At 73.4% G+C, this 25,800-nt stretch carries 22 protein-coding genes and 1 pseudogene; 10 read left to right on the top strand and 13 right to left on the bottom strand.

Annotation, left to right across the window (positions count from 1 at the left end):
• Window positions 1-38 precede the first annotated feature (38 nt).
• Window positions 39-431: a hypothetical protein gene (locus IF89_RS0101485; protein WP_030759821.1), complete on the bottom strand. Its 393-nt coding sequence runs from the start codon at window positions 429-431 to the stop codon at window positions 39-41.
• 240 nt (window positions 432-671) lie between these two features.
• Here IF89_RS0101485 and IF89_RS40580 point away from each other — a divergent pair, with 240 nt between their 5' ends.
• Complete coding sequence (locus IF89_RS40580; protein WP_158717779.1) at window positions 672-1,235, top strand: hypothetical protein; 564 nt, start codon at window positions 672-674, stop codon at window positions 1,233-1,235.
• A gap of 118 nt (window positions 1,236-1,353) precedes the next feature.
• Window positions 1,354-3,525 (top strand): bifunctional polysaccharide deacetylase/glycosyltransferase family 2 protein, encoded by a 2,172-nt coding sequence (locus IF89_RS0101495; RefSeq protein WP_420706855.1) that lies wholly within the window; start codon window positions 1,354-1,356, stop codon window positions 3,523-3,525.
• A 42-nt stretch (window positions 3,526-3,567) separates the two neighbouring features.
• Here the strand turns inward: IF89_RS0101495 and IF89_RS0101500 are convergent, their stop codons facing one another.
• The 3 genes from IF89_RS0101500 to IF89_RS0101510 all read right to left on the bottom strand — a co-directional run bounded on the left by IF89_RS0101500 (window position 3,568) and on the right by IF89_RS0101510 (window position 6,315).
• Window positions 3,568-4,422 carry a DMT family transporter gene (locus IF89_RS0101500; RefSeq protein ID WP_030759830.1) on the bottom strand — a complete coding sequence of 285 codons (855 nt, stop codon included), beginning with the start codon at window positions 4,420-4,422 and terminating at the stop codon, window positions 3,568-3,570.
• 127 nt (window positions 4,423-4,549) lie between these two features.
• On the bottom strand, window positions 4,550-5,389 hold the full coding sequence (locus tag IF89_RS0101505) for an ATP-grasp domain-containing protein (RefSeq protein ID WP_030759832.1): 840 nt from the start codon (window positions 5,387-5,389) through the stop codon (window positions 4,550-4,552).
• The gene (locus IF89_RS0101510) at window positions 5,386-6,315 is read right to left on the bottom strand and encodes an ATP-grasp domain-containing protein (RefSeq protein WP_043192530.1); all 930 of its coding nucleotides are present in this window, start codon (window positions 6,313-6,315) and stop codon (window positions 5,386-5,388) included. Before IF89_RS0101510 ends, IF89_RS0101505 begins: the two co-directional genes overlap by 4 nt.
• 453 nt (window positions 6,316-6,768) lie before the next feature.
• Here IF89_RS0101510 and IF89_RS0101515 point away from each other — a divergent pair, with 453 nt between their 5' ends.
• Entirely contained in the window at window positions 6,769-7,500 is a 732-nt protein-coding gene (locus IF89_RS0101515; protein WP_030759836.1) for a hypothetical protein, read from the top strand.
• A gap of 441 nt (window positions 7,501-7,941) precedes the next feature.
• Here IF89_RS0101515 and IF89_RS0101520 read toward each other — a convergent pair whose 3' ends face one another.
• The 3 genes from IF89_RS0101520 to IF89_RS0101530 form a co-directional block, all read right to left on the bottom strand.
• The gene (locus IF89_RS0101520; RefSeq protein WP_030759839.1) at window positions 7,942-8,667 is read right to left on the bottom strand and encodes a zf-HC2 domain-containing protein; all 726 of its coding nucleotides are present in this window, start codon (window positions 8,665-8,667) and stop codon (window positions 7,942-7,944) included.
• The gene (locus IF89_RS0101525) at window positions 8,664-9,275 is read right to left on the bottom strand and encodes a sigma-70 family RNA polymerase sigma factor (RefSeq protein ID WP_030759842.1); all 612 of its coding nucleotides are present in this window, start codon (window positions 9,273-9,275) and stop codon (window positions 8,664-8,666) included. Before IF89_RS0101525 ends, IF89_RS0101520 begins: the two co-directional genes overlap by 4 nt.
• Window positions 9,276-9,375: 100 nt before the next feature.
• Window positions 9,376-10,383 (bottom strand): DUF1996 domain-containing protein, encoded by a 1,008-nt coding sequence (locus IF89_RS0101530; RefSeq protein ID WP_030759844.1) that lies wholly within the window; start codon window positions 10,381-10,383, stop codon window positions 9,376-9,378.
• Window positions 10,384-11,113: 730 nt separating this feature from the next.
• On the opposite strand from IF89_RS0101530, the gene IF89_RS0101535 reads away from it, so the two are divergent.
• Window positions 11,114-12,877 (top strand): S8 family peptidase, encoded by a 1,764-nt coding sequence (locus tag IF89_RS0101535; protein ID WP_030759847.1) that lies wholly within the window; start codon window positions 11,114-11,116, stop codon window positions 12,875-12,877.
• A 235-nt stretch (window positions 12,878-13,112) separates the two neighbouring features.
• Window positions 13,113-15,878 (top strand): helix-turn-helix transcriptional regulator, encoded by a 2,766-nt coding sequence (locus tag IF89_RS0101540; RefSeq protein WP_030759850.1) that lies wholly within the window; start codon window positions 13,113-13,115, stop codon window positions 15,876-15,878.
• Between the two features lie 34 nt (window positions 15,879-15,912).
• On the opposite strand, the gene IF89_RS0101545 is transcribed toward IF89_RS0101540, so the two are convergent.
• The 3 genes from IF89_RS0101545 to IF89_RS0101555 form a co-directional block, all read right to left on the bottom strand.
• On the bottom strand, window positions 15,913-16,827 hold the full coding sequence (locus IF89_RS0101545) for a glycoside hydrolase family 19 protein (protein ID WP_030759853.1): 915 nt from the start codon (window positions 16,825-16,827) through the stop codon (window positions 15,913-15,915).
• Between the two features lie 150 nt (window positions 16,828-16,977).
• Window positions 16,978-17,391, bottom strand: coding sequence for a rodlin (locus IF89_RS0101550; protein WP_030759856.1), 414 nt, complete (start codon window positions 17,389-17,391; stop codon window positions 16,978-16,980).
• A 176-nt stretch (window positions 17,392-17,567) separates the two neighbouring features.
• The gene (locus tag IF89_RS0101555) at window positions 17,568-17,759 is read right to left on the bottom strand and encodes a DUF5302 domain-containing protein (protein WP_030759857.1); all 192 of its coding nucleotides are present in this window, start codon (window positions 17,757-17,759) and stop codon (window positions 17,568-17,570) included.
• Between the two features lie 217 nt (window positions 17,760-17,976).
• On the opposite strand from IF89_RS0101555, the gene IF89_RS0101560 reads away from it, so the two are divergent.
• Together IF89_RS0101560 and IF89_RS41660 are read left to right on the top strand one after the other, a co-directional pair.
• Window positions 17,977-19,338 carry an FAD-dependent oxidoreductase gene (locus IF89_RS0101560; protein ID WP_030759860.1) on the top strand — a complete coding sequence of 454 codons (1,362 nt, stop codon included), beginning with the start codon at window positions 17,977-17,979 and terminating at the stop codon, window positions 19,336-19,338.
• A 24-nt stretch (window positions 19,339-19,362) separates the two neighbouring features.
• Window positions 19,363-20,168 (top strand): annotated as a pseudogene (locus IF89_RS41660) (NADPH-dependent F420 reductase).
• A 75-nt stretch (window positions 20,169-20,243) separates the two neighbouring features.
• Here the strand turns inward: IF89_RS41660 and IF89_RS0101570 are convergent.
• On the bottom strand, window positions 20,244-20,762 hold the full coding sequence (locus tag IF89_RS0101570) for a mycothiol transferase (RefSeq protein ID WP_030759864.1): 519 nt from the start codon (window positions 20,760-20,762) through the stop codon (window positions 20,244-20,246).
• A 180-nt stretch (window positions 20,763-20,942) separates the two neighbouring features.
• Here IF89_RS0101570 and IF89_RS41665 point away from each other — a divergent pair, with 180 nt between their 5' ends.
• Together IF89_RS41665 and IF89_RS0101580 are read left to right on the top strand one after the other, a co-directional pair.
• Window positions 20,943-21,332, top strand: coding sequence for a DUF4180 domain-containing protein (locus IF89_RS41665; protein WP_030759866.1), 390 nt, complete (start codon window positions 20,943-20,945; stop codon window positions 21,330-21,332).
• A complete protein-coding gene (locus IF89_RS0101580) occupies window positions 21,329-21,937 on the top strand; it encodes a HutD family protein (protein WP_051806691.1) in 609 nt (202 codons plus the stop codon). The genes IF89_RS41665 and IF89_RS0101580 overlap by 4 nt, the downstream gene beginning before the upstream one ends.
• Before the next feature lie 10 nt (window positions 21,938-21,947).
• On the opposite strand, the gene IF89_RS0101585 is transcribed toward IF89_RS0101580, so the two are convergent.
• Entirely contained in the window at window positions 21,948-23,750 is a 1,803-nt protein-coding gene (locus tag IF89_RS0101585; RefSeq protein ID WP_078628027.1) for a glyoxal oxidase, read from the bottom strand.
• Window positions 23,751-24,014: 264 nt separating this feature from the next.
• Here IF89_RS0101585 and IF89_RS0101590 point away from each other — a divergent pair, with 264 nt between their 5' ends.
• Window positions 24,015-24,665 (top strand): DUF4360 domain-containing protein, encoded by a 651-nt coding sequence (locus IF89_RS0101590; protein ID WP_030759869.1) that lies wholly within the window; start codon window positions 24,015-24,017, stop codon window positions 24,663-24,665.
• Between the two features lie 46 nt (window positions 24,666-24,711).
• Here the strand turns inward: IF89_RS0101590 and IF89_RS0101595 are convergent, their stop codons facing one another.
• Window positions 24,712-25,755 (bottom strand): LacI family DNA-binding transcriptional regulator, encoded by a 1,044-nt coding sequence (locus IF89_RS0101595; RefSeq protein WP_030759870.1) that lies wholly within the window; start codon window positions 25,753-25,755, stop codon window positions 24,712-24,714.
• Window positions 25,756-25,800 lie beyond the last annotated feature (45 nt).

The following is a 25,800-nucleotide window of genomic DNA, read 5'->3' on the forward strand; positions in this document are numbered from 1 at the left end:
CCCGGGACGGCCTCGGTACGGGGGTGTCAGTCCGCGGGTCAGCGCATGGGGGGCGGCACCGTGTAGTTCGGGATCGACGGGTTCTTCGGGTCGAACGGCGTCGGCTTCCAGGTAGGCGGCGGCCGGTCCGGTGCCGGCGGCGGGTGCGGGGCCCGGCGGGGGTTCTGCGGGACGCCCGGTGAGGCGGCGGCGGGTTCCCCGGTGGCCGAAGGCCTCGGCTCCGCAGCGGGTGTGGGCGGCTCGGCGGACGGCTGCGCCGTCGCCCGTTCCGACGGGGACGTGGCCGGGGGTGTGACGACCGGGGCGGAGGCGGGTGCCGGCACGTCCGGCTCGGCCCCGCCCGGGCCGCCCCAACAGGCGCTCAGCGTCAGGGCGCACGCCAGCGCCACCGTCGCGGCGCCCGCCGCACGGCCTGCGGAACCCCCGCCCATCGCCCGCCCCCCACCCTCACGGCCCGTCCGTCCGAGTCGGGCGATCGTAGCCAGGACGGCGCGCCGCAACCAGCGTGCGCCCCCTCGCCGTACCGAACGCGGGGAAAGAGACCGATTCGCACTCCCCGGAGTGACACCCGTGGCGCTCCCAGCGCTGAGAGGCACGGGTCGCCTCCCGGCGGCCACGATTCTGCCCCGACCTTCGACACCAGTCGCCCGACCTGCCAGAGGCCACGACGCATGCACCCATCATCCGGCGCCCCCGACCAGGACACGGTGGAGCTCTTCCTCGGCGACATGAGTGCAGCTCAGGTGCCGCCGGCCGCACCCGTGGCGGTGGCCGCGGCCGAGGGCGAGGCCGAAGCACCGGTGTTCGTGGACAGCTCGGGGCGCCGGCAGCGCCGGGTCCGTCGCTGGGGATACCTGCTCGTGATACCGGCGGCCGCCTACGTTCTCCTGCTCCTGAGCACGCTGACGGGCGGCCCCACCTTCCCGGCGCCCTTCCTCCCCTCGGCCCCGGCTCCGCACACCCCGGCGCCCGGGGAGACGGCCGAGTCCGCAACCGCCGGCCCGTCGCCCCGCGGCACGGCGAGCACAGCTCCGCGAGCCACTCCGGTCGCGGCGCAGTCCAGCGCGCCTGCACCGGTGGCCACCCCCGGGAGCAGCGCCACCTCACTCGCCACCGGGCCGGCGAAGGCCACCGGTGGACCGGCGGCCACGACGGCAGCACCCCCCGGCGGCGGCCGCGGCCGCTTCACCGCGCCGCCCGGCCAGGGCGGGGGCAAGCCCACCGGCCGTCCCTGATCCCACCTGGCGTCCCGGGTCCGTCCGGCGCCACGGGCCCGAGCGCGGCCACGGCACCCACCGCGCCGCCGGCCCACCCCACCCACCGCACCCCCCGAAGCAGCAGGCAGGAAGCCCCATCCCCGTGTCGAAGAACCGTCGTCGCCGCTCGCAGGGCAGGCACATCTCCGTGCGCAGCGTTAGCGTCCCCCTGCGCACCCACTGGCTGCTGCTCACCACCCTCGTGCTCACGCTCTCGGCGGCGCTCCTCCTTGAGGGCTACACCCAGCACCTGTTCGACTCCCGGCCCGACGGGGCCCACCGGGAGCAGCGTGCCGGGGCGTCCGTGCCCGCCGCGATCAGTTCCGGTGGCCCCGTGATCGAGGGAGCGGCCGGCCGCACCGCCGCCCCGGCGCCCCGCACGCTCGCCCTGACCTTCGACGACGGCCCCGACCCCGTCTGGACCCCGAAGATCCTCGACGTGCTGCGGCGCAACGACGTGCGTGCGACCTTCTTCACCGTCGGCACCCGCGTCGCCGAGCATCCGGACCTGGCACGCCGGATCGTCGCCGAAGGCCACCAGATCGGCGTGCACAGCTTCACCCACACCGACCTCGGTGCCGCCTCCGCCTGGCGCCGTTCCCTGGAGCTGCGCGAGACCCAACTCGTCATCGCCGGCGCCACCGGGGTCACCACCCCCCTGCTGCGCCCGCCGTACTCCTCCACCAACAAGGCGCTGGGCGACGCCGAATGGAGCGCGGTCGTCCAGGCCGGTCAGGAGGGCTACCTGACCGTCCTGACGACCCTGGACAGCCAGGACTGGCGGCGCCCCGGCGTCGAGACGATCGTCTCCGCTGCGACCCCCTCCGACTCCGCCGGGCAGATCGTGCTGCTGCACGACGGGGGCGGGGACCGTACGCAGACCGTCGCCGCCCTCGAACAGCTCGTCCCGCGGCTGAAGGCGTCCGGCTGGACCTTCGCCACCGTCGGCGACGCCGTCGCCCTCCCGGCCGCCGTGCAGCAGGCCGGCACCGCCGACCGGTGGCAGGGCACGGCCCTGATCACCGCCATCCGAACCAGCGGTGGGGTCCTCGACGTGCTGTCGTGGCTGCTGTGGGCGGCGGGCGCGATCAGCCTGCTCCGCGCGGTCGCCGTCTTCGTCGCCGCCCGGCGGCACGTGCGGATGCGGCGCAAGCCCTGGGGTGCCCCCGTCACCGAACCGGTGAGCGTGATCGTGCCCGCGTACAACGAGAGCGCCGGCATCGAGGCGGCCGTCCGCTCCCTCCTCGCGTCCGACCATCCCGTCGAGGTCATCGTGGTCGGCGACGGCTCCACCGACGGTACGGCCGACATCGTCGAGGCGCTCCGCCTCCCCGGCGTACGGGTCATCCGGCAGCAGAACGCGGGCAAGCCGGCCGCCCTCAACACCGGCATCGCCGCCGCCTCCTGCAACCTGCTCGTCATGGTCGACGGCGACACCGTCTTCGAACCCGACGCGGTCCGCATGATCGTCCAGCCCTTCGCGCACCGCCGGGTCGGGGCGGTCTCCGGCAACGCCAAGGTCGTCAACCGGGGTGGTCTCCTCGGCCGCTGGCAGCACATCGAGTACGTCGTCGGTTTCAACCTCGACCGCCGCCTGTTCGACCTCGCCGAGTGCATGCCCACCGTGCCCGGTGCCGTCGGCGCGTTCCGCCGTGAGGCCCTGCTCCGGATCGGCGGTGTCAGCGACACGACCCTTGCCGAGGACACGGACCTGACCATGGCCCTGTGCCGGGACGGCTGGCGCGTGGTCTACGAGGAGCGGGCCAGGGCCTGGACGGAAGCCCCCGCCTCGCTCGCCGCCCTCTGGAAGCAGCGCTACCGCTGGTGCTACGGCACCCTCCAGGCCATGTGGAAGCACCGCGGAGCTCTCACCCAGCGCGGGCAGGCCGGCAAACTCGGCCGTCGAGGTCTCGTCTACCTCCTGACGTTCCAGGTCCTGCTGCCGCTGCTCGCGCCCGTCGTGGACGTCTTCGCCGTCTACGGACTGGTCTTCCTCGACCCCGTGCGCATCGTCGGCCTGTGGACGGCCTTCCTGATGCTCCAGGTACTGATGGGCCTGTACGCCTTCCGCCTGGACGGTGAGCGCCCCGGACCGCTGTGGAGCCTGCCGCTCCAGCAGTTCGTCCACCGGCAGCTCATGTACCTGGTCGTGATCCAGTCGGTCTTCACCGCAGTCGCCGGCTCCCGCCTGCGCTGGCAGCGGATGGAGCGGTACGGCAGCCTCGAAGTGCCCGTCACCGCGCCCGGCGCCCCGCCCGGCGCTCCGTAGTCGGAGCGGGGTGCGGTACTCCGTGGCCACGGTGAGCCGTCGTCACGGTGCGCCCTCGCCCGCCCGGGCCAGGGCGAGCACACCGGCGCAGACGAGGGCCACCCCCAGCAGTTGGGGGAGCAGCCACCAGCCCGACCGCAGGTGCTCCTCGTAGAGGACCACGCCCAGGGCGATGCTGATGCTCGCGTCGCCCAGGGTCAGCGCCGGCTGGGAGGCGACCAGCGGGCCGCCCTGCATGGCGTGTTCCAGCAGCAGCAGGGCGCAGATGCCGCTCGCACCGAAGGCGTACGTCTCCCAGGTCGTCAGGAACCCGTCGATGCCGTCGTCGTCGAGGACGTGCACGGAGGACTTCATCAGGGCGGCGGTGAGCGCGTAGCAGACGGCGGTGGCGGCCCCCAGACAGCCGGCCCGGGACCGCCCGGGCGGACGCCGCAGGCCCGCGACGGCCAGCAGCGCCACGATCACCGCGCAGGCCGGGAGCGCCACCGCCCACCGCTCGGGCGGCACATCGGTGCGGTTGCCGGCGGGCGAGGCGGCCACCATCGCCACCCCGAGTCCAGCCACCACCCCCGCCACGGCCAGCCACAGCGCCCCCGGCAACCGCTGCCGCGTGAGCAGGGAGGCGATCAGCAGCGCGAGCGGCAGCTCCAGGACGAACAGCGGCTGTACGAGGGCCAGCGCGCCCGTGGCCAGCGCCGCGGCCTGCCCCGCCCCGGCCGCGATCACGGCCAGGATGCCCGCGACCCATACGGGCCGCCGCAGCAGGTCCAGGACCAGACCGAAGCGGAAGCCGTCGCTCTGCGGCACGGTGAGCGCGGCCCGCCGCTGGAGCACGGTGGCCAACGCGTTGCTGAAGGCCGCGAACAGCGCGAAGAGGACCGGCAGGACGACGCCCATGCCCCGATCCTCACCGCGCCGGCCGCCCGTCCGCCCCGCGACACCGGACCGCGCGCGGCGCGGCGTCCGTATTCGCCCGTCCGGACCTGCCGGAGGCACTCGCGGGGGCGAGCCCCCGACACCGCCCTCAGCCCCCGGATGCCGCACAACCTGCGGCCCCCCGGCCCCGCGCGGCCGTCGCCCGGTGCAGGGCCAGCGCTGCGAGGGCCTCGGGGGCGCCGGACTGGCCGCGGATCCCGGGGAAGGCGTTGACGTCGACGATCAGCGGGGTCCCGCCGCCGGTGTCGATGATGTCCACGCCGTAGACGTCGAGCGCGAAGACCGCGCCGACCCGGCGGACCAGGTCGGCCCAGCCGCCCGGCAGTTCGTCCGGGGCGAGCGGACGGGTGGGACCGCGTCCCCCGGGGGAGAGCTCGGACCGGCGCAGTGCCGAGAAGACCCGGTCACCGATGGCCCACAGCTTGTGGTCCCAGCCGTTGTTGGGTGCGTACTCCTGCACCACGACGGGTTCCCGGGGCCAGTCCCGCGCCAACTCCCGCAGTCGCACGGGGTCGTCGGCGCGGGCGACGAGGTCCCCGCGCCGGCTGAGCCGGCTCTTGACCACCACGGGGGCCGCCGGCCGTGCCCGTCGCGCCCACGCCCCCAGGGCGCCGACAGTACGGGTCGCGGCGAACGGCAGGCCGGCCCGCAGGGCGAGCCCGGCCATCTCCGTCCGGTCCTGGCACAGCGCGGTGGCCGCGGCGGTGTTGATCACCGGCGCCCCGCGCCGCTCCAGCGCCCGAGCGAACTCCAGCGCCTGCGGCGTCCGCGACTTCAGCAGGTACACGTCGGCCAGGATCCGGGGCAGGGACGCGCGCGCCGCGGCGACCGGGTCGAGCGCCTCGACCTCGTGCTCCGCGGTGAGCAGCGCATTGGTGTCCGCCAGCAGCGGATGCCCCGGTTCCGGGGTGATGAGACCGATCCTCATACGGCCTCACCCGCGATGGCGGGGACCTGGGCCGGGACCTGCGCCGTGGCCTGCGCCGGGATCGACAGGGGGAGCGGGTACGGGAGCACCACGGGCGCCGCCGCGGGCCCGGCGCCACCGGACCGGGCCAGATCCAGTACGGCTCGGGCCACCCGGGCAGCCGCGTCCGGCACCTGGCGGAAACTCGGGAAGTCGTTGACGTCGACGACCACCGGACCGTCGGGGCCCAGCAGCACGTCGACCCCGTACAGGTCGAGGCCGTAGACCGCCCCCACCTGTGCGGCGATCGCCGCCACCTCCGCCGACAGCGGCACCCTGCGCTCGCGCACCGCGGGGTCCGGGTGCAGGGGGGAGCAGCGCTCCGTCGCGAACAGTTCGCCGCCGACCGCGTACACCTTGATGTCCGTACCGGAGTTGGGGACGTAGGGCTGGGCGATGAGCATGCCCTCGCCCGCGAGGGCGGGCAGCAGCACCTCCAACTCCCCGGGGGAGGACACCAGGTGCACGGCCCGCCCGGAGCTGCCGTCGGCGGGCTTGACGACGAGGGGGTACTCGACCGCCGGTATCTCCCTCAGCAACTCGGGCCGGGCGATCGCGTACGTGGGCGGCAGCGGGAGCCCGCGCCCGCATCCGATGGCGGCGGCCAGCGCCTTGTCCCGTACACCGCGGATCGACCGGGCGTCGTTGACGGTGGTCGACCCGGCCGCGGCGGCGGCCTCCAGCAGGGTCAGCCCCGGGCCGCCCGACACCGTCTTGAGCACCCAGGCGTCATGGGCGCCCGCGTCCACCGCCTCGGTCATGCGCAGCAGGGAGCCGCCCGGCCGTACGACGTCCACGCGGTGCCCCCACGCGGTCAGCTGACCGATCACCTCGTTGGGCATACCGTCGTGGCGGTAGTGCTCCTCCACCAGGAAGCAGAGCCTCATCGACCTTCCCCAATTCCCGGACGTCCGCCGAATCCGCCCGGCGAGTTGTGACGTCACAGGATGTCATGGACCGCAATGTGATGATCGGTCCGCCTGTGGGCTTCCTTGCCGGGGTTGGCCTTTCGACTCGGTGGGGGACGGACGGGACATGGGTGACCGGTGGACTCAGGTGCTGTGCGGCCCGGCGCAGCACCCGGCAGCACCCCGCGGACGTGCCGCTGACGCTGCTCGGCCAGGAAGACGTCCGCGTGCGACGAGCGGTTGCGCGGCGCGGCCCTGCCGCAGGAGGCGATCGAGCCCGTTCCGGCCCGCCCCGACCGACACGTCCCCAGCGTTTTCTGCCCGGCCCCGGCCACCCGCTCCGGCGGCCGGGACATGTGCCGCCTCCCGGGCCGGGCGCGGGTGCCGGAAATCCGAGTGAATGATCGGACAAGCTGCTGCTAGGTTGATCGCGTGCCGAAGCTGAATCAGATCATCGCAGTCGAAAAGGGCGTCAAGTCCAAGTCGCTCCAGGAGCTCACCCAGGCCCACCACGACGTGCAGAAGCCCGCCCTGCTGGCCGGCATCTCGCGGACGTACCAGCCCAAGGACGAGGAGGGCGAGCAGCTGCCGCCCGAGTCCACCCGGGTGCAGGTCAAGGCCGAGGACGTGCTGCGCGCGACGGCGGGGACGCTCACGCGGCTCTTCGACGTGACGGCCACGAAGGACTGGGCGAACCGCAGCGCGGCCGCGGACGTGGTCGTCGACGGCAACGTCCTGCTGGCGCAGGTGCCCGTGCCGTACCTGCTCTTCCTGGAGAAGCAGCTCACGGACCTGCACACCTTCGTGCGGAAGCTGCCGGTGCTGGACGCCTCCGAATCCTGGAACCTGGACCCGTCCACGGACTCCTGGAAGACGGACCCGGTGCGCACCATCCGCACCAAGAAGGTGCCGCGCAACCACGTCAAGGCCGAGGCCACCGACAAGCACCCGGCCCAGGTCGAGGTGTACTACGAGGACGTGCCGGTCGGCTACTGGACGACCGTGAAGTTCTCCGGCGCGCTGCCGGCCCGGCGGGTCAACGAGCTGGTCGACCGGGTCGAGAAGCTCCAGCAGGCCGTCAAGTACGCCCGCGAGGAGGCCAACAGCGCCGAGGTCACCGACCAGCGGGTCGGGGACGCGGTGTTCGGCTACCTGTTCCGGTAGCCCACAGAACCCCTCCTGTATGTCTGCAGGAGGTGCGCGAGAGCGCAAGCTGAAACTGATGTTGAAGCTGAAACAGGGGTGTCAGTTGGGGGTTCGAATCCCTCCCCCGGCATTGCGTGCCGGGGTGGCCCAAGTCGGTAGAGGCGGCCCCTTGAATCTCAGGTTATCGCTCCAGTCTCAGTATTCGCCGCCGAACACCGGATCGACCGAGCGTGGACGACCATCGATGGACGGGGGTTCAAGTCCCTCCTGTGCCTCTCCCATGGCACGGTAGTTCAAAGGTAGAACACGTCGATCTCAGAATGATCCGCGACTCTTAAACGTGCCGGTGTGCGCAATTGGGTGGCAAACAGGAGCCCGGGAGCTGGATATGCTCCCGGGCTCCGTCACGTCCGCCCCGCGGTCACGCGGTCCGGTGGCCGGGCGGTCGGGCCGCCACGGTCACACCGGGACGGACACGAACGTCCGGCCGGTCTCGTTCTCGACCGTCACGGCCTTGACGTCCGATCGGTCGACGGCCGCCGAACCGTCCAGCCCGGCGCCCTTGGCCTCGCCGTTCTCCTGACTGCCCACGACCCAACTGCCCGCGGTGGTGCGCGTACCGTCCTTGGAGACGACGACCAGGCGGCACCGCTCGCCCTGCGGCAGCCCCGTGACGGCCGCCCGCACTCGCACCCACTTCGTGGCCGGCGTCATCTGCACCGTCATCCGCGCACCCGTGCCCGCGTCGGTCGCCGAGTGCACCGTGGTCCCCCGAGGCGGGGGCGAGGGATCCGCCGAAGCGGTCGGCGACGGAGTCGGCGGCAGCGCGACGCCTGCCGGGTCACCCGCGCCCCACTGCGTCCCGGCCCAGAAGACGGCGGCCAGCGAGGCCGCGACGGCCAGGCCCGTGAACGCCGCTCGCCGGCGCGCGGCGGCGGCCCGCTCACCCCGCACCTGCCGCAGGGTGCGCTGCAACAGGAGGTCACCGCCCTGCGGCGGTCCGTCGAGGAACGCCTCCTCGGGCACCTCGCCCAGTGCCGCCTCCATCTCGCGCAACGCGGCCACCTCCTCCCGGCACTGCACGCATCCGCTCATGTGTCCCTCGACCCGGCGGACCTCCTCGGCGTCCAGGACGCCGAGCACGTACGGGCCGAGCAGTTCCTCCTCGTGCCGCTGCCGGTTCATGCCACCACCTCACGCAGTCCGGCCGGCTGCTGGGGCGGCCTGCCCGATCGTTTTCCGTCTCCAGTGCCGTTCTCCCGCAAGCCGTCGTCCCGGAAGACGTCGCGCAGGGCCTTGAGGGCGTAGTGCGAGCGTGACTTGACGGTACCCGCGGGAATACCGAGGGTGTCGGCGGCCTCCGCGACGCTCAGCTGCCGGTAGTACAACTCCTTCAACACGTCACGGTGTTCCGGGGACAGCCGGTCGAGGGCCCCCAGTACCGTCATGCTGTCCACCACGGAGTCGGCGTGGTCCGCCTCCACCGGGGGCGCGGCCGACGAACCGGAGACCTCCGCAGGTCGCGCGGCTCTGGCCCGGTACCGGTCGGTGATGATGTTCCGGGCCACGGTGAGCAGCCAACCCCGCACCGAGCCCTTTCCGTTGACCAGGACCTCCGAGTGCCGCCAGGCACGGATCAGCGTCTCCTGTACGACGTCCTCGGCAGCGGCGCGGTCCCCGGTCAGCCGGGTGGCGTACGCGAGCAGGGCGTGGCCGTGCTCCTCGTACACGGACTTGATCAGTGCCTCATCGGTCGAGCCCCGCCGAGTTCGGGGCCACAGTGGTCCGGCCATCTCACCCTCTCCGTCTTCCTCGCTTGCGTGGTGCGGTCAGAACACGCCGGCGGGGCCGATCCGGTTCATGTGACCTGCATCACTCAAGGGGGTCCGGGGCTCATGTCCGGCAGGCGCGGCCCTCGTTGAGGCAGTCGACGACCGCCGCCATGCGGGAGTCGGTCATGGCGTTCACGAACATCGCGTGGTCCGTCCGCGGGCTGTGACGCTGCTCCGGAAAGGAGTCGATGGCCACGGGCACCCCCGGAGGGACCGCATAGGCGAGCGAGAGCCGCAGTTCGGGCACGGGGAAGGTGTCCGCCGGGCAGACGCCGTTGCCCCCGGGGAACAGCAGGTGCGAGCGGTGCCCGGCGACGGCGGTGTCGAGGCCGTTCCAGCAGCTGGGGAAGACCAGGGTGCGGGTCACACGGTCGCCCTCGGGGCAGCGCGGGTAGCGGGTGGTGGACCGGTCGGGGGAGCCGGAACACCCCCAACGGGCCCGGACGTGGACGTCACTGTCCGCCGTGCGGGCGACCGCGTCGCCCGTCATCGCGCGGAGGAACGGCGGCATCGCGACCACCTTGCTCACCGGGTTCCCCCGGAACTCCACCCGGACCGATGCTTCGGGCACGATCTCGCCGGTGTTCCCGTGGCCCGCGGACGTCTCGTACGGGCGCACGCCCGGCCGGTCCAGGCGCCGCAGGACGGGCCAGTAGTACGACGAGCGGTCGCCGCCCGCGCAGCTCGTGGCGGCGGCGGCCAGCGAGGCCTCGGTGGAAAGGGCGTCCGTGGAGAGGTTGCCGACGTAGGCGTGCGTGTGGTGGGCGCCGGCCCGCAGGCCGGGGGAGACCACGAGGTTGTCCTCGTTGTAGTGCCGCTCGGCGTTGCGGCCGCAGTCGACCGTCATCGACCCCGGCGAGCCCGCTCCCGGGTCGGCGGGCCGTGCCGGAGCGACGGCCGGGGCGGGCGGGACATCGCGGATGTCCACGTAGTCGGACGGTGCCGGAGCCCCGGCCGCCGTCCCCGCGTGCGGATCGGCCGCACGCGAGGCACCCAGCACCGCGGCGGCCAGCCCACCGCCCAGGACCAGGCAGATGACCAGAGTGAGCAGTCGGCGTTCTTTCCCCATGGCGGTCACCGTCACCGGTGGCGACCGCGCCGTCAACCTGGCATCCGCATGCCGGTCTCCGCACCACCGGCGAGACGGTCGCCGCGGGGTGTGGAGCGGACCGAAAGGGCGCTTGTGGGGCCGCCCGCAACGTCTCCCGCCTCGTGGCGGACGAGGCGAGCGGCGGCTACCGGCTGCTGTCCCGGGAGGCCGCCTTCTCCCCGGAGCCGGTGACCCCCTGGAGCTCTTCCGGTTCTTCGCACCCGCGACGGCACGGGACGCCGACCGGGCGAGCGTGGTGCTCAGCACTCCCGCGGGTGCCGGGCGACCGTCCGGTGCCGTTCTCGTGCGAGGAAAAGGCCTGGTCAGACTGCTGCTGAGGGCCCCCGGGGGGAGCCGCAGGGGGCGGACAAGGGTTTTCCCCGTATCCGGTTCATCTCCGCGTTGCCTACTGTCTGCCCACCGGCGATCTTCCCCAGCCGGGCGGTTCACACGCCAACCCCACATGGCGTGTAGGCCTGCCGGCCGGGGGAGCGCGCCGGGACCGCCGTTGCCCCTGCCTCGCCGTTGCGGCCGGGACAACGTGGCGTGCGGCGGCAGCCGGGGCGAGACCGACCAACTCGCTCCCGGCCCCGCGGCCGCCGGAACCACCCCCACACTGCACCGACCGGCCGCTCCGGTCCGCCCGGAAACGGCCCTCGAAAGGGAACACGTGCACGCAACGAGACGCAGGCTCATATCCGTCGTGGCCATGTCCGTCACCCTGCTCGCCGGCACCGCCACCGCTTCCGTGGCCGTGGCCTCCGAGGGCCCCGCCTCGGCCCCGGCCGCCGCGCCGGCCCCGACGGCCCCCGTCGAGAACCTCATCGTCGGCTACAAGTCGTCCGCCAGCGAGGCCAGCTCCAACACCGCCGCCGCCGACGACGCCGCCGCCAAGGGCAAGAAGGCCGGCAAGAAGGCGAAGTTCGACCGCCGCCTGGGCACCGGTGCCGCACTGGTCAACCTCGGCGGCACGGTCGCCCCCGCCGAGGCCGCCGACGTGATGGCCCAGTTCCGCGCCGACCCGGACGTCGCCTACGTCGAGCCCGACACCCGCGCCTACGCCTCGGCCGTGGCCCCGAACGACACCGAGTACGCCAAGCAGTGGGACCTCTTCGAGGCCACCGCGGGCATGAACGTCCCGGCCGCCTGGGACAAGACCACCGGCTCCGGCGTCACCGTCGCCGTGATCGACACCGGCTACGTCGCCCACTCGGACCTCGCGGCGAACACCGTCGCCGGCTACGACTTCATCAGCAGCGCGACCTACGCCCGTGACGGCGGCGGCCGCGACAGCAACCCCGCCGACGAGGGCGACTGGAACGCCACCGACGGCGAGTGCGGGGTCGGCTCCAAGGCGAGCAACTCGTCCTGGCACGGCACCCACGTCGCCGGCACCATCGCCGCGGCCACGAACAACTCCAAGGGCGTCGCGGGCATCGCCTACGGCGCGAAGGTCCAGCACGTCCGCGTCCTCGGCAAGTGCGGCGGTTCCACCTCGGACATCGTCGACGCGATCACCTGGGCCTCCGGCGGCTCCGTCGCCGGCGTGCCGGCCAACGCCACCCCGGCCAAGGTCATCAACATGAGCCTCGGCGGCCCCGGCGCCTGCGGCACCAGCTACCAGAACGCCATCAACGCGGCCGTCGCCCGCGGCACGACCGTCGTCGTCGCCGCCGGCAACAGCAACGCCGACGCGGCCGGCTACTCGCCCGCCAGCTGCAACAACGTGATCAACGTGGCCGCCAGCAACCGCTCCGGCGACCGCTCGTACTACTCCAACTACGGCGCGATCATCGACATCGCCGCCCCGGGCGGTGAGACCCGCCGCGCCACCGACACGCCCGGCACCGTCACCACCCCCGAGAACGCCATCCTCTCGACCCTGAACGCCGGTACCACCACCCCGGGCGCCGAGATCTACAAGCCCTACCAGGGCACCAGCATGGCCGCCCCGCACGTCGCGGGCCTCGCCGCGCTGATGAAGTCGGCGAACTCCGCGCTGACCCCGGCCCAGATCGAGACGGCGATCAAGAACAACGCCCGTCCGCTCGCCGGCACCTGCACCGGTGGCTGCGGCGCCGGCCTGGCCGACGCCGCCGCGACCGTCGCCGCCGTGACGACGACCCAGCCCAGCCCGGCCTTCGAGAACACCGCGGACTTCGCCATCGGTGACAACACCACCGTGGAGAGCCCGATCACCGTCACCGGGAAGACCGGCAACGCCCCGGCCACCCTCAAGGTCGGTGTGAACATCGTCCACACCTACATCGGGGACCTGAAGGTCGACCTGATCGCCCCGGACGGCTCCGTCTACACCCTGCACAACCGCTCGGGCGGTAGCACCGACAACATCAACCAGGTCTACACCGTCAACGCCTCCTCCGAGGTCGCCAACGGCACCTGGAAGCTCCGGGTCAACGACAACGCCGGGGGCGACACCGGCAGGATCGACTCCTGGAATCTCACCTTCTGAGACGGCTCCCGCCGACTCGGGGTCCGCGTCAACTCCGCCTGACGGAGCGATAGTACGGACCAATAGGATCCCCGGGCCTGCCGATACTACGGGTATCGGCAGGTCCGCCGGGTTTTCCGCGTCCTGTGACTGAATTCTGCGTCACAATGCGGGTCCGCCAGCCGTCCGACCTCGTATTCTCGCCTCTCACAGGAAGGGCACAGGGAGCTGGGGACCGGAAGGCTGGTGGCTGTGCGTGGCGGCGACGGGGCACGCTGACACAAGTGTCGGACACGGAGAACTGATCAAGGCGGTCGACCGCGCGCTGACCACGCACGGCCGGGCCCTCCTGACCGGACCGGCGGGCGCGGGCAAGACCGAAGTGGTCCGCGCCGTGGAGGCCGCGGCCGCGGCACGCGGCGAGAGCGTCCTGCGCCTGGCGCCCGAGGCCGCCGACCAATGGATACCCGAGGCCTCCGCCGCCGCCCTCCTCGCCTCCGTTCCCGCCACCGCCCTGGAGCGGCTCTCCGGCCCCCAGCGCACCGCCATCGCCCTGCTGCGCCGGGAAGCCGACGCCCCCCGCGCCGGACGCGACCACGTCGCGCTGCGCCTGGCCGTCGTCGAGGTGCTCCGCACCCTCGCCGCCGGTCGGCCCGTCCTCCTCGTCATCGACAACGCCCAGTGGCTCGACGCCGAGAGCACCGACCTGCTCCGCTTCGCCCTGCGCCTCACCCCGCCCGGCGTGCGGGTCCTGGCCGCCGAACGCGTCCAGGGCGGAGCGCCGGTCGGCGAACCCCTCTGCGGCCCCGGCGTCCCCGCCGTACGAGTGCCCCCGCTCGGCGCCGACGAAGTCGCCGAACTCCTCCTGCGGCACGGCCTGCCCGCCCGCCTCGCCGGCCGCATCCACCAGGCCAGCGGCGGGAACCCCCGCCTCGCGCTCGCCCTCGGCCACTCCCTCGCCGAGGCCGCCGAGGCCCGTGACGGCAGCGCCCACCACGCCGACGCGCTGCCCGTCACCGGGCAGGCCCGCGAGGTCGCCCGCCGGCTCCTCGCCGGGGCCCCCGCCCACGCCCGTCGCACCCTGCTGCTCGCCGCCCTCGCCTCCCGCCCCACCATCCCCCTGCTGCGGCGGGCCGGCCGCCCCGACGCCGAGGCCGAGCTGGCGGAGGCGGAACGGGCCGCCCTGGTCAGGGTCGGCGAGGACGGCACCGTCGAGTTCACCGCCGGCGCCCTGCCCACCGCGCTCGCCGCCGATGCCGGCTGGCCCGAACGCGCCGCCGGGCACGCGGCTCTGGCCGCCGCCGTCGACGACCCCGTCCAGGCGGTACGCCACCGGGCGCTGGCCGTCGACACCCCCGACCAGTGGCTCGCCGCGGAGATCACCGAGGCCGCCGCGGTCTGCCGCCGCCGCGGACAGCGCGCCCTCGCCGCCGAACTGGGCCTCCTCGCCGCCGAACGCACACCGTCCACGCTGGCCGGAGAAGAACTGGCCCGCCTCGTCACCGCCGCCGAGGACGCCGGCTGGGCCGGCCGCGCCGACCTCGCCCGCCGCGCCACCCGGGCCGTGCTGGCCCGCGACGCCTCGCCCGCCGACCGGGTGCGCGCCCGCCTCGCCGTGATCGACGCCGCCGGCCAGGCCCTCGGTACCCTCGACGAGACCTTCGCGTACGCCATGGACGAGGCCGCCGGGGATCCCGCCCTGCAGGCTGCCGTGCAGCTGCGGATCGCCTGGAAGCACAACCTGAGCGACGGCGACCCCGTCCGCTCCCGGGACGCCGCCGCCGCGGCGGGCGCCCTCGCCGCGCTCGGGGGCGACCAGACCGCCGAGGCCATGGCCCTGACGGTTCGGGCCCGCATGGGCCGCATCCTCGGTGACGCGGGAGCCGAGGAGATCCTCGCCGAGGCGCTCGCCCTGCCCGCGCCCGAGGTGCCGCTCGGCATGCGCAACGCGCCGCAGTACCTCGCCGTCCGGCACGCCCTCTTCGACGACCGCCTCGACGACGCCCGCCGCCAGCTGATGGTGCTGCTGCCCGCCGTCCGGCGCACCGGTTCGGCCGAGGACGTCTTCGAGGTCCTGCGCAGCCTGACCGAGGTGGAACTGCGCAGCGGCCGGTGCGAATCCGCCTCGGCCCACGCCCGCAGGGCCCTGGAGCTGACCATCGAGGCGGGCCTCTCGCCGGGGCCCGCCTGGTACGTCGCGGCGACGGCCGAGACCATGGGCGGCAGCTTCGCGCGCGCCGAGGGATACGCCCGGCGCGGCATCCAGGCCTCGCAGGAGGAGCAGGACCAGGTCTTCCTCTCCCGCAGCCTGCATGCCCTCGGGCTCGTCGAGCTCGCCACGGGCGAGGCGGCGAAAGCGGTCGCCACCCTGCGCCGCGTCGCCGAGCTGGAGGCCGCCCAGCAGGTGGTGGACCCGTCGATCCTGCGTTGGCACGGGGAGCTCGCGGAGGCCCTCATCGCCGCCGACGCGCCCGAGGAGGCGGCCGAGCTGATCGAGCCGGTCCGCGCGGTCGCCCTCGGGCTGGGCCGGACCGGTGTCGTCGCCGCCCTGGACCGGGCCGGCGCCCTGTGCCTGGCCGCGCGGGGCGACGCGGACGGGGCGGTCCGCCTGCTGGAGGACACGGCCCGGCGCTTCGAGGCGCTCGGGCTGCCGCTGGAGCGGGGCCGTACGCTGCTCGCCCTCGCCCGCGTGGAGCGCCGCCGCCGGCGCCGGGCCCCGGCCCGCGCGGCGCTCCGGGCGGCCGCGGAGGTGTTCGAGCGGGCCGGCGCCGGTCCCTGGGCCGCACTGGCCCGGGAACCGGCCCCCGGCGACGGGACCGGCGCGCCGGCCTCCGCGGCCGCGGCCCTGACCGACGCCGAGGCCCGGCTGGCACTGCTCGTCAGCCAGGGCGCCAGCAACCAGGAGGCCGCGGCGAAGCTGTTCCTCAGTGTCAAGACCGTCGAGGCCCGGCTGACCCGCATCTACCAGAAGCTCGACGTACGGTCACGGGCCCAGCTGGCCACCGCGCTGCGTACGCAGTGACCGGACCCGTGCCGCCCGCCGGCCGCGGCGGCCGTCAGCAGCCGAGGTTGCTGCCCGGGGTCACGCCGAGCAGCTGGGTGAAGCTCTGGTACTTCGCGATGCGGCTCTGGACCTGGGCGGGGTTGCCGCCGTTGCACTCCAGGGCTCCGTTGATGGAGCGGATGGTCTCGCCGAAGCCGGCGCCGTTGACCATGGCGGCGTGGGCGGTCATCGTGCCGGGGCCGTTCTGGGTGTTCCAGTACCACAGCGCCGTCTTCATGGCGACGGCCGGATCCTGTTCCACGAGGTAGGGGTTGGCGAGGAGGTTGATGCCGAGGGCGTCGCCGGCGGCCTTGTAGTTGAAGTTCCAGCTCAGCTGGATGGGCCCGCGGCCGTAGTAGGCGGCCTGCCCGGCCGGACAGCCGTACGGCTGGGTCGCGTCGCAGTAGTGGGGGTAGTTCGCGGTGTTCTGCTCCACGATGTGGACGAGCCCGCCGGTCTCGTGGGAGACGTTCGCGAGGAAGGCGGCGGCCTCGCGGCGCTTGACGGTGTCGTCGCCGGTCTTCGCGAAGCCGGGGTAGGCGGACAGCGCCACGACGAGGCCGTTGTAGGTGTAGAAGGGGTTCCGGTTCGGGAACATCTGGTTGAACTGGGCTTCGGAGACCACGAATCCGGACGGGTCCGGATCCGGGTCCTGGCCGCCACCGCCGCCGCAGACGCCCTGGTCCGCCCAGACGCCCCACTGGCCCGTGGTGCCCGGGGTCTCGCCCTGGGTCCACCACTTGGCCTGCCAGTTGCGGCCGCCGTACGAGGCGCTCATGCCGTTCGTGTAGACGGCTGACGAGGCCCACGGTGAGGCACAGGGGGCGGCCGCGGCGGCGGGGGAGGACGGGAGGGCGACGGCGAGGCCGGCGGTGACGGCCGCGGCGGCGACCAGTCCGAGGGCGCGGCGGCGAAGCGCACGTATCACGCAACTGCTCCTTCAGTGGGGGGACTTGCCATGGGGGGCAACAGCGCCCACTGAAACGGAGTGGTCTGAACCTGTCAAGGTCTAGACCAAGAGGTTGTGCAAAAGCGCCGGTGCCGCGCATGACGCGTGACACCGGCGCGGGGGAACCGATCAGCTGCCGGCGGAGAGGTTGCCGGACAGGACGGGGATGTTGCTGGCGATGTGGGAGAGGGACTCGTCGCCCTTGGCCTGCGTGGAGTTCTCCGCGCACTGCTGGTTCTGCGGGTTCGACAGGATGTTCACGTCCTGGACGCCGATGTTGGCGATGAGTGCGACCAGAGACTGGGCGTTGACCTTGGCCGGCAGGCCGACGCACAGCTTGTTCAGGGATCCCTGGATCGGCGCGAGCTGCGGGCTCATCCGGCCGTGCGTCTCCTGGTTGCCGTAGATCTGCGCCGCGTCGTTGCCGTTCACGGTGTTGACGCCGTTGTCGTTGCCGATCGCCATCGCGGGCGCGGCGGCGGCGGCGCCCGCGCCGAGCACGGCGGCGGTGGCGGCGGCGGTGGCCATGAACTTCTTGAGCATCTGGGGGATCCTTCGGTCGCACTGTCGCGTGAGATAGCTGCCCACGGCGGGACGCGCTGATCAACTGCCGGCGGTGCGCGGGGTTATGCCCCCTCACCCGACTGGCCCAATGGCCCGCCGGGTCGGACCCGGCCCGCCGTCGGTGACGGCCGGGCCGGGCCCCGGGTGTCCGCGGGTCAGCCGCTCTTGCGGCGGACCTTCTTGTTCTTGCCGCTCGCGGCGCTGCTGGAGCCCTGGACCTTGGTCCGGTTCTGGTGCGACTGCTGTGCGTGGGCCTTCGCGGCGTTGCGCTCCAGGGCCTCCCGGAACCGGCGCTTCGCCGCTTCGGCCGGGGTTTCGTCCTGCGGGGTGTCTGCTTCGTCAGCCATGCGTCCTCCTGGAGTGATCAAGCCGCCCCAGTCTGTCAGCCCCCGTACGTGCTGACCAGCGAGTTCCCGAAGACCCCAAGAGAGGCTTGGGGAGGTCATAAGTTCTGATTATGGGGTCATAAAACGACACCGGGTGCTGGGTTAGGCTTACCTTCGTTTAGGGTTCCCTTTGATCCACCTTGATCCACCTTGCCGTCGCTCGAAGGGAACCCCTGCCATGCCTCGCCCTCTGCGGGTAGCAATCGTCGGAGCCGGCCCGGCCGGCATCTACGCCGCCGACGCGCTGCTGAAGTCCGAGGCCGCCGTCGAGCCCGGTGTGTCCATAGACATCTTCGAGCGCATGCCCGCCCCCTTCGGCCTGATCCGCTACGGCGTCGCCCCCGACCACCCGCGCATCAAGGGCATCATCACCGCCCTGCACCAGGTGCTCGACAAGCCCCAGGTCCGCCTCTTCGGCAACGTCGACTACCCGGGCGACATCAGCCTCGACGAGCTGCGGTCCTTCTACGACGCCGTGATCTTCTCCACCGGTGCCACGGCCGACCGCGCGCTGACCATCCCCGGCGTCGACCTCGACGGATCCTTCGGCGCCGCCGACTTCGTCTCCTGGTACGACGGCCACCCTGACGTGCCCCGCACCTGGCCGCTGGACGCCGAGAAGGTCGCCGTGCTCGGCGTCGGCAACGTCGCCCTCGACGTGGCCCGCATCCTGGCGAAGACGGCCGACGAGCTGCTGCCCACCGAGATCCCGGCCAACGTCTACGACGGCCTCAAGGCCAACAAGGCCCTGGAAGTACACGTCTTCGGCCGTCGCGGCCCCGCCCAGGCCAAGTTCAGCCCCATGGAGCTGCGCGAGCTGGACCACTCGCCCACCATCGAGGTCATCGTCAACCCCGAGGACATCGACTACGACGACGGCTCCATCGCCGAGCGGCGCGGCAACAAGCAGACCGACATGGTCGCCAAGACCCTGGAGAACTGGGCGATCCGGGACATCGGCGACCGGCCCCACAAGCTGTTCCTGCACTTCTTCGAGTCGCCCTCCGAGATCCTCGGCGAGGACGGCAAGGTCGTGGGCCTGCGGACCGAGCGCACCGAGCTCGACGGCACCGGCAACGTCAAGGGCACCGGCCGGTTCACCGACTGGGACGTGCAGTCCGTGTACCGCGCCGTCGGCTACCTCTCCGACGAGCTGCCCAAGCTGCCCTGGGACGTCGAGACCGGCACGGTCCCGGACGAGGGCGGCCGCGTGATCGACGCCGGCGGCCCCATGCAGTCCACGTACGTCACCGGCTGGATCCGGCGCGGCCCGATCGGCCTCATCGGCCACACCAAGGGCGACGCCAACGAGACCGTCGCCAACCTGCTCGCCGACCACGCGGCGGGCCGCCTGGGCACGCCTGCCTCGCCCGAGCCGGCCGCGGTCGAGGACTTCCTCGCCGAGCGCAGCGTGCGCTACACGACGTGGGAGGGCTGGTACCGGCTGGACGCCGCCGAGAAGGCCCTCGGCGAGCCCCAGGGACGGGCACGCGTGAAGATCGTGGAACGCGAGGAGATGCTCGACGCGAGCGGAGCCTGATCACGAGGGCAGGTCTTGAGCATCATGCCGGACTCGCGGGGGCGGACATCCGACCGGGTGTCCGCCCCCGCCGTGTCCGCCCCCGCCGTGTCCGCCGGCGCGGAATGCCGTGCCGCCCGCTGGAGTTGCCCCCGTGACGGCACCGGCCCGACAGGCACCGGAGGAAGCATGAAGATCGGCATCATCGGCGCAGGCAACATCGGCGGCAACCTGACCCGCAGGCTCACCGCCCTCGGACACGAGGTCGCTGTGGCCAATTCACGGGGGCCGGACACGCTGACCGCCCTGGCGGAGGAGACCGGCGCCACCCCCGTCCCCGTGGCCGAGGCGGCGCGCGGCGCCGAGGTCGTCGTGGTGACCGTCCCGTTCAGGAACGTGCCCGACCTCCCCGCCGGCCTGTTCGACGGAGCAGCCCCCGGCTTCGTGGTCGTCGACACCGGCAACTACTACCCGCGCCGACGCGACGGCCGGATCGCCGCCGTGGAGGACGAGGGCCTCACCGAGAGCCGCTGGACCGAGCGGCAGCTCGGGCACCCCGTGGTCAAGGGGTTCAACGGCACCTACGCCCAGGACCTCCTCGACCGGCACCGCCCGGCCGGCGCCCCGGACCGGATCGCGCTGCCCGTGGCGGGCGACGACGAGGGGGCGAAGAAGGTCGTACGGGACCTCATCGCCCAACTCGGCTTCGACACCGTCGACTCGGGAGGCCTCGACGACTCCTGGCGGCAGCAGCCCGGCACCCCGTCTACGGACTCCGCGACGGAGTCGAAGCCGTCACCCGGGCCCTCGCCGAGGCCTCCCCGGTCCGGACGGAGGAGTTCCGGGGCTGACGCCCCCCGGGCCCGGCCGGCGCGGGCGGTCCGGATCCGCGTCCGGGCAACGGGACGGTCCGGACCGGACACGGCTCAGGAGTCCCGGCCCCGCTCCAGCACGCCCCGTACGAAGGCCGCCTGGCCGGCGTGCTGGAGGTCGTCGGCGAGCACGCTGACCAGGCGTACGCCGAGGGTGACCGGAGGGTCCCAGCGCTCGTCCACCACCCGCTCCAGATCGGCGGCCGCGAGCCCGTGGACGAAGCCCAGCGTCTGCTCGTGCACCGCATCGAAGTAGCCGAGGAGCAGCTCGCCCGAGTCGACCCGGACCGTGCCCGCCTGGTGCGCCGTATGACCGTAGCCGGTGGATGCGGCGGGCAGCGGCAGGCCGAACCGGTCCGCCCAGCCTCCGGCCGTCCACACCTGTTCCAGGCCGGCGGCGGCCGCGATGTGGTCGTCCTGGATCCGGGTCAGGTGCCAGACGAGCCAGGTGATCGAGTTCGCCCCGGGGTCGAGGCGGGCGGTCAGCAGGTCGGCCGGCGCCCCCTCCACCGCCTCGTGCACGACCTCCCGGATCCGACCGAACCCGTCCGCGATGACGTCCGTAGCCTTCATGCCCCCACCATGCGGCGCCCGGTGCCCCGTCCGGTGCGAACGACACGCGGGGCGGCCGGTGGGGAGGGCCGTCGGTCACCGTGGTCGGGACCGGCCTTCGCGGGCTGGGCCGCCGGGGCGGCTGCGGCCCCGGCGAACTCCCGCGCACACCTCGAGGGAGAAGGGCTAGTCTCGACCGCCGTGGACACTCTTCAGAAGATCAACGGCGTGCCCGTCCTGATGTGTGCCGCCGAGGGCGGGACCATCGCGGGTGAGCGCGAGGCCCTGGACTGCATCGGCAACGCCTCCTACCAGGGCGCCGAATGGGCGGTCATCCCCGTCGAGCGCTTCGACGAGGCCTTCTTCCGGCTGAGCACCCGGATCGCCGGCGAGATCGTCCAGAAGTTCGTCCAGTACCGGGTGGGTCTCGTCGTCCTCGGTGACGTCTCCCGGCACACGGCGGCCAGCACGGCGCTGCGGGACTTCGTCCGCGAATGCAACCGGGGGCGCCAGACGTGGTTCCTCGGCGACGTCGGCGAACTGGGCGAGCGGTTGGCCGGGTCCCGGACGGGGACCGGGGCCGGCGCGTGAACGGCGGCGGCGAGGTCCGCGTCCTGCGCGCGGCCGACCGCCCCGCCACGGTCTGGAAGAACGGCGGGGGAGTGACCCGGGAGATCGCCGCCTGGCCCGCCGACGCCGACATGGACTCCTTCCGCTGGCGGGTCAGTCTGGCCGGGGTGGCTGCCGACGGCCCGTTCTCGGCCTTCCCCGGGATCGACCGCACGCTCACGCTCGTCGAGGGTGCGGGCATGGACCTCGCGGTGGCGGGCGTGCACCGGCTCGTCGACGAGCGCTTCACCCCCCAGGACTTCGCCGGGGACGAGCCGACGGACTGCCGGCTGATCGCCGGCCCTGTGGTGAACTTCAACGTGATGTGCCGCCGCGGCGCAGCCACGGCCGAGACCGCCGTCGTCCGCGGCCGCCTCACCGTGACCGCCGCACCGGACGAGACCCTGCTGGTGGTCGCCCTCGACGGCCCGGCGACGTTCGAAGCCGCCCGGGGCCCGGCGCACACCCTGGGCCCGTACGACGCGGCCCTGGCCCGGGGCGCCTGCACCGGACGCGTACGCACCGCCGGCCGCGCGGCCGTGGTGCGCCTGCGCCGGGACCCGGCCCGTCCTGGGGACGGCCGGTGAGCGGGCGCGCTCAGCGGGCGCCGAGTCTGACCCACTTCGCCGTGCTGGGCACGCCGTCCGCGTCGAGCAGGAAGAGCATGTAGTAGCCGGGCGGGGCGTCAGCGGCCCCAGGCGGGGTGCGCAGCCCGATCGTGTCGCCCCGTACGCCGGTGAGCCGCAGGTCAAGGTGGCGCTGGCTGGTGTTCACCGAGTGGGTGACGGTGCTCGGCGCCAGCAGGACGGCGCGCCTGACGTCCTTCGCCGTCGGGCTGGACACCTGGAACGGCGTGTCGTACGCGAGACCGCCCGCCGGGACCCGGTCCAGCACCGGACGCGCACCCCGGTGCAGGTAGGCCGGCTCGTACAGCTCGATGCTGCCGTCCATCGCGTCGGTGATGTCGGGATCGTTGGCGATCTGCTGGAGTTCGTCGCCGGTGACCATCATCCGGCCGTCCGGCAGGACCAGGGCGTTGGAGTGGTAGCCGCGGGGCAGCCGCTGGGCGGGCCCCGACCGCCAGCGGCCCCGAGCGTCGCGCACCTCGATCTGCCGGTACTTCAGGTCGGCCTCCGGGTTGAACGGGCCGCGGCCGTAGTCCCGGGTGTCCAGGGCCCCGTTCACGGTGAGCAGCGTGCCGTCGGGCAGGATCAGCGTATTGTCCTGGGTGCGGCCGAAGGCCCGCGGCTCCTCGGTGGTCCAGCGCCCGCCGGACAGCCGGTACGTGTGGGGGTCGCGCGGGTCCCCTCCGAGGACCAGGACCGAGTCCGGGCCGCGGAGACCGGCGGGCAGCGGCACCGCCGAGCCGTAGCCGCGGAAGTCCGCGGGCCGCCGCGGCAGGTCGCGCCGGACGTCGCGGACCGGGTCGAACAGCCACTGCTGGTCGGCGTCGCGGCCGAGGCCGTAGACCATCCCGTCGCGCAGCGAGAACAGGTGCGGGTAGTCGTTGCGGAAGGGAGCCGACGAGCGGAGCCGTTCCGAGGGCACGCCGGCCGGGATGTCGTACGGCCGCCAGGGCACGCGCTGTCCGAGGGCGGGGAAGCGCTCCACGACGGGGGTCGGGGTGCCGGTGCCGCGTTCGGACTGGCCGGACATGATGATCTGGCGGCCGTCGGCCCCGGTCACGACGGTGGGGTACCAGCGGCCGACGGCCATGTCGCGGTTCTGGAACCACTTCTCGGTCCACGGGTCGAAGACGAAGGACAGTCTGGCGCCGCTGCCGCCCTTGCCGCCGACGTTGCCGCCGAAGACCCCGACCATCCCGTTGGGCAGGTAGGAGTGCCCGGCGCAGAAGAAGGGCGCGGGGCGGGGGGAGTGGGTGCCGTCGGGGACCAGTACCACCGGTGGCGGCACGTTCGCGAAGGCCCGGGCCCCGGTCCCCTTGGCGGGGTCCCACAGCCAGGCACGGCCGGCGTTGGTCCGGCCGACGGTGTTCGTGGGCCCGGTCTCCTTCGTCGGGTCGGCCTCGACGCGTTCGAAGGAGAACAGCAAAACCTTGCCCGTGGGCAACAGGGCCACGTGGACGCCGAAGTCGGGCGACGGGAAGTACTGGGTGAAGCGGCCGAACCGGGCGGCGTCGAAAGCCGTGTTGACCGCGCGCTGGGACTTCTCCAGCGCCGCCAGTCCGGCTGTGCGCCTCGACTGCGCATACCCCTGGGTGCCCTCGGCCGCCCGGCGCAGCCGCGCGTGCGCGCGGGCGTGGTCCTCGCCGAGGACGGCCGCCTCGTCGCCGGTGTGGTGGACCGCGGCGCGGGCGGGTGCGGGTCCGGCCGTCGGGACGGCCAGGGCGGCGGCGAGGGCCAGCACCGAGAGGACGGCGGACCGGGAGGCGCGGGACATGGGACTCCTCACCCCAGGAGGGCCCGCGCCGAGGTCGGCGCAGCCCCCTGATGACCTGAAGGAACCCGGCGATATTAGGGCAAAATGGAACTACACGGGGGCGTGACCCGGCCCGACGGGTGCAGCCCACGGGGGCGTTGGGGCCGTTCGGCGGGATGGTGTGTGCAGATTTATCGTTTCTGCGGTGAATCGTTTCGGCCGTCGAGGTGAGGCAGCGCACCCGTCGACCGGCCCGGCCCGCGGCGGCCCGCTATCCATGGCGGTGTGATCAAGTCGCTCCGTACCGGATTCACCGCAGCCGCCGTGACCGCATCGCTCGTCACGCTCAGCCCCTCCGCCGGGGCCACCGCCTCGGCCCCCCTCGACCGGGTGACGGTCGACGTCGCCACGGTCAACGGATCGGGCTGCCGTCCCGGCAGCGCCACCGTCGCCGTGTCACCCGACAACTCCGCCTTCACCGTCACCTACAGCGAGTACCTCGCCCAGGCCGGGGGCGGCGTCTCCGCCGTCGAAGGCCGCAAGAACTGCCTGCTGTCCCTCGTCGTGAACGTCCCCCAGGGCTACACCTACGCCATCGCGAAGGTCGACTACCGCGGCTTCGGCAGCCTCCAGGAGGGCGCCGTCGGCACGCAGAAGGCCAGCTACTACTTCCAGGGCATGAGCCAGACCGCCTACCGGACCCACCGCTTCGTGGGCGCCCTCGACGACAACTGGCAGGCCACCGACACCACGGGCATCGAGGCCCTGGTCTGGTCGCCGTGCGGCGAGCAGCGCAACTTCAACATCAACACCGAGCTGCGTGCGGAAGTGGGCACCTCCGACCCGTCGAGGACCAGCTTCATGGCACTCGACTCGACGGACGGGAGCATCAACAGCGTCTACCACTTCTCCTGGAAGCAGTGCCCCGCGCGCTGACCGGCCGGGACCACCAGGGGCCCGCGCCCGACGCGCGGGCCCCGCGTCAGGCCGACGCGCGCCGCACCAGGGCCGTCTCGGTTATCACCGGTCCCGGCACGTTCCGGCCCTCGCGGCCGTCGCCCAGCCGCTCCATCAGCAGCCGCGCCATCATCCGGCCCATCCCCTCGATGTCCTGACGCACCGTCGTCAGCGGCGGGTCCGCGCTCTCCGCCACCGGCTCGGCGTCGTCGAAGCCCACCACCGCCACGTCCCGGGGAACGGTGCGGCCGCGCTCCCGCAGTACGCGCAACGCACCGGTCGCCATCAGGTCGTTGCCGGCGAACACCCCGTCGATCGCCGGATCCCGGTCCAACAGCTCCGCCATCGCCCGTGCTCCGCCCGCCGCGGTGAAGTCCCCCACGGCGACCAGCTCGGGTCCGGCCGTCGGCAGCACGTCGTGGTAGCCGCTCAGCCGGTCCGCCGCCGACGTCTGGTCGAGCGGTCCGCAGATGTGCGCGATCCGCCGCCGGCCCTGCCCCAGCAGGTGCCGTACGGCCTCCCGGGCGCCCTCGCGGTTGTCCGCGTCCACGTACGTCTCCCGGTCCTGCTCCCCGGCCCCCGAGGTCCAGCCGGGGCGGCCGCCGTAGACCATGGGCATGCCGATCCTGCGGGCGATGGCCGGCAGCGGGTCGTCGGTGTGCAGGGAGAAGGCGAGCGCCCCGTCGACGTGGCCGCCGGCCAGGTACCGCTCGATGCGGTCGTAGTCGCAGCGGTCCTCCACCAGCAGCAGCACCAGCTGGGTGTCGTGCGCGGTCAACTCCCTGCTGATGCCGCGTATCTGACGGGAGAAGAAGGGGTCCGAGAAGATCCGGGCCTCCGGCTCGGGGATGATCACCGCGACGGCGCCGGTGCGCCGGGTGACCAGCGTGCGTGCCGCGTGGTTCGGGATGTATCCCAGCTCCTGGATCGCCGTCTGCACCCGGTCGGCCAGATGCGGGCGGACCCCGTCGCCGCCGTTGACCACGCGGGAGACCGTGGCCCTCGACACGCCCGCGAGCGCCGCGACGGCCTCCAGGGTGGGGCGGCTGCCGGAACGCGGTTCGGGCACGTGACTTCCTCCATGATCCACAGGCGGGCCCGGCAAGATCGAAAG

Source organism: Streptomyces sp. NRRL F-2664 (assembly GCF_000719345.1).
GTDB lineage: Bacteria > Actinomycetota > Actinomycetes > Streptomycetales > Streptomycetaceae > Streptomyces.

What these genes read in the sequence shown, in the direction of transcription:
- IF89_RS0101485 (WP_030759821.1), bottom strand. Translation starts at nt 431, where the DNA reads ATGGGCGGGGGTTCCGCAGGCCGTGCGGCGGGCGCCGCGACGGTGGCG.
- IF89_RS40580 (WP_158717779.1), top strand. Translation starts at nt 672, where the DNA reads ATGCACCCATCATCCGGCGCCCCCGACCAGGACACGGTGGAGCTCTTC.
- IF89_RS0101500 (WP_030759830.1), bottom strand. Translation starts at nt 4,422, where the DNA reads ATGGGCGTCGTCCTGCCGGTCCTCTTCGCGCTGTTCGCGGCCTTCAGC.
- IF89_RS0101505 (WP_030759832.1), bottom strand. Translation starts at nt 5,389, where the DNA reads ATGAGGATCGGTCTCATCACCCCGGAACCGGGGCATCCGCTGCTGGCG.
- IF89_RS0101510 (WP_043192530.1), bottom strand. Translation starts at nt 6,315, where the DNA reads ATGAGGCTCTGCTTCCTGGTGGAGGAGCACTACCGCCACGACGGTATG.
- IF89_RS0101520 (WP_030759839.1), bottom strand. Translation starts at nt 8,667, where the DNA reads ATGAACCGGCAGCGGCACGAGGAGGAACTGCTCGGCCCGTACGTGCTC.
- IF89_RS0101525 (WP_030759842.1), bottom strand. Translation starts at nt 9,275, where the DNA reads ATGGCCGGACCACTGTGGCCCCGAACTCGGCGGGGCTCGACCGATGAG.
- IF89_RS0101530 (WP_030759844.1), bottom strand. Translation starts at nt 10,383, where the DNA reads ATGGGGAAAGAACGCCGACTGCTCACTCTGGTCATCTGCCTGGTCCTG.
- IF89_RS0101535 (WP_030759847.1), top strand. Translation starts at nt 11,114, where the DNA reads ATGTCCGTCACCCTGCTCGCCGGCACCGCCACCGCTTCCGTGGCCGTG.
- IF89_RS0101550 (WP_030759856.1), bottom strand. Translation starts at nt 17,391, where the DNA reads ATGCTCAAGAAGTTCATGGCCACCGCCGCCGCCACCGCCGCCGTGCTC.
- IF89_RS0101555 (WP_030759857.1), bottom strand. Translation starts at nt 17,759, where the DNA reads ATGGCTGACGAAGCAGACACCCCGCAGGACGAAACCCCGGCCGAAGCG.
- IF89_RS0101560 (WP_030759860.1), top strand. Translation starts at nt 17,977, where the DNA reads ATGCCTCGCCCTCTGCGGGTAGCAATCGTCGGAGCCGGCCCGGCCGGC.
- IF89_RS0101570 (WP_030759864.1), bottom strand. Translation starts at nt 20,762, where the DNA reads ATGAAGGCTACGGACGTCATCGCGGACGGGTTCGGTCGGATCCGGGAG.
- IF89_RS0101585 (WP_078628027.1), bottom strand. Translation starts at nt 23,750, where the DNA reads ATGTCCCGCGCCTCCCGGTCCGCCGTCCTCTCGGTGCTGGCCCTCGCC.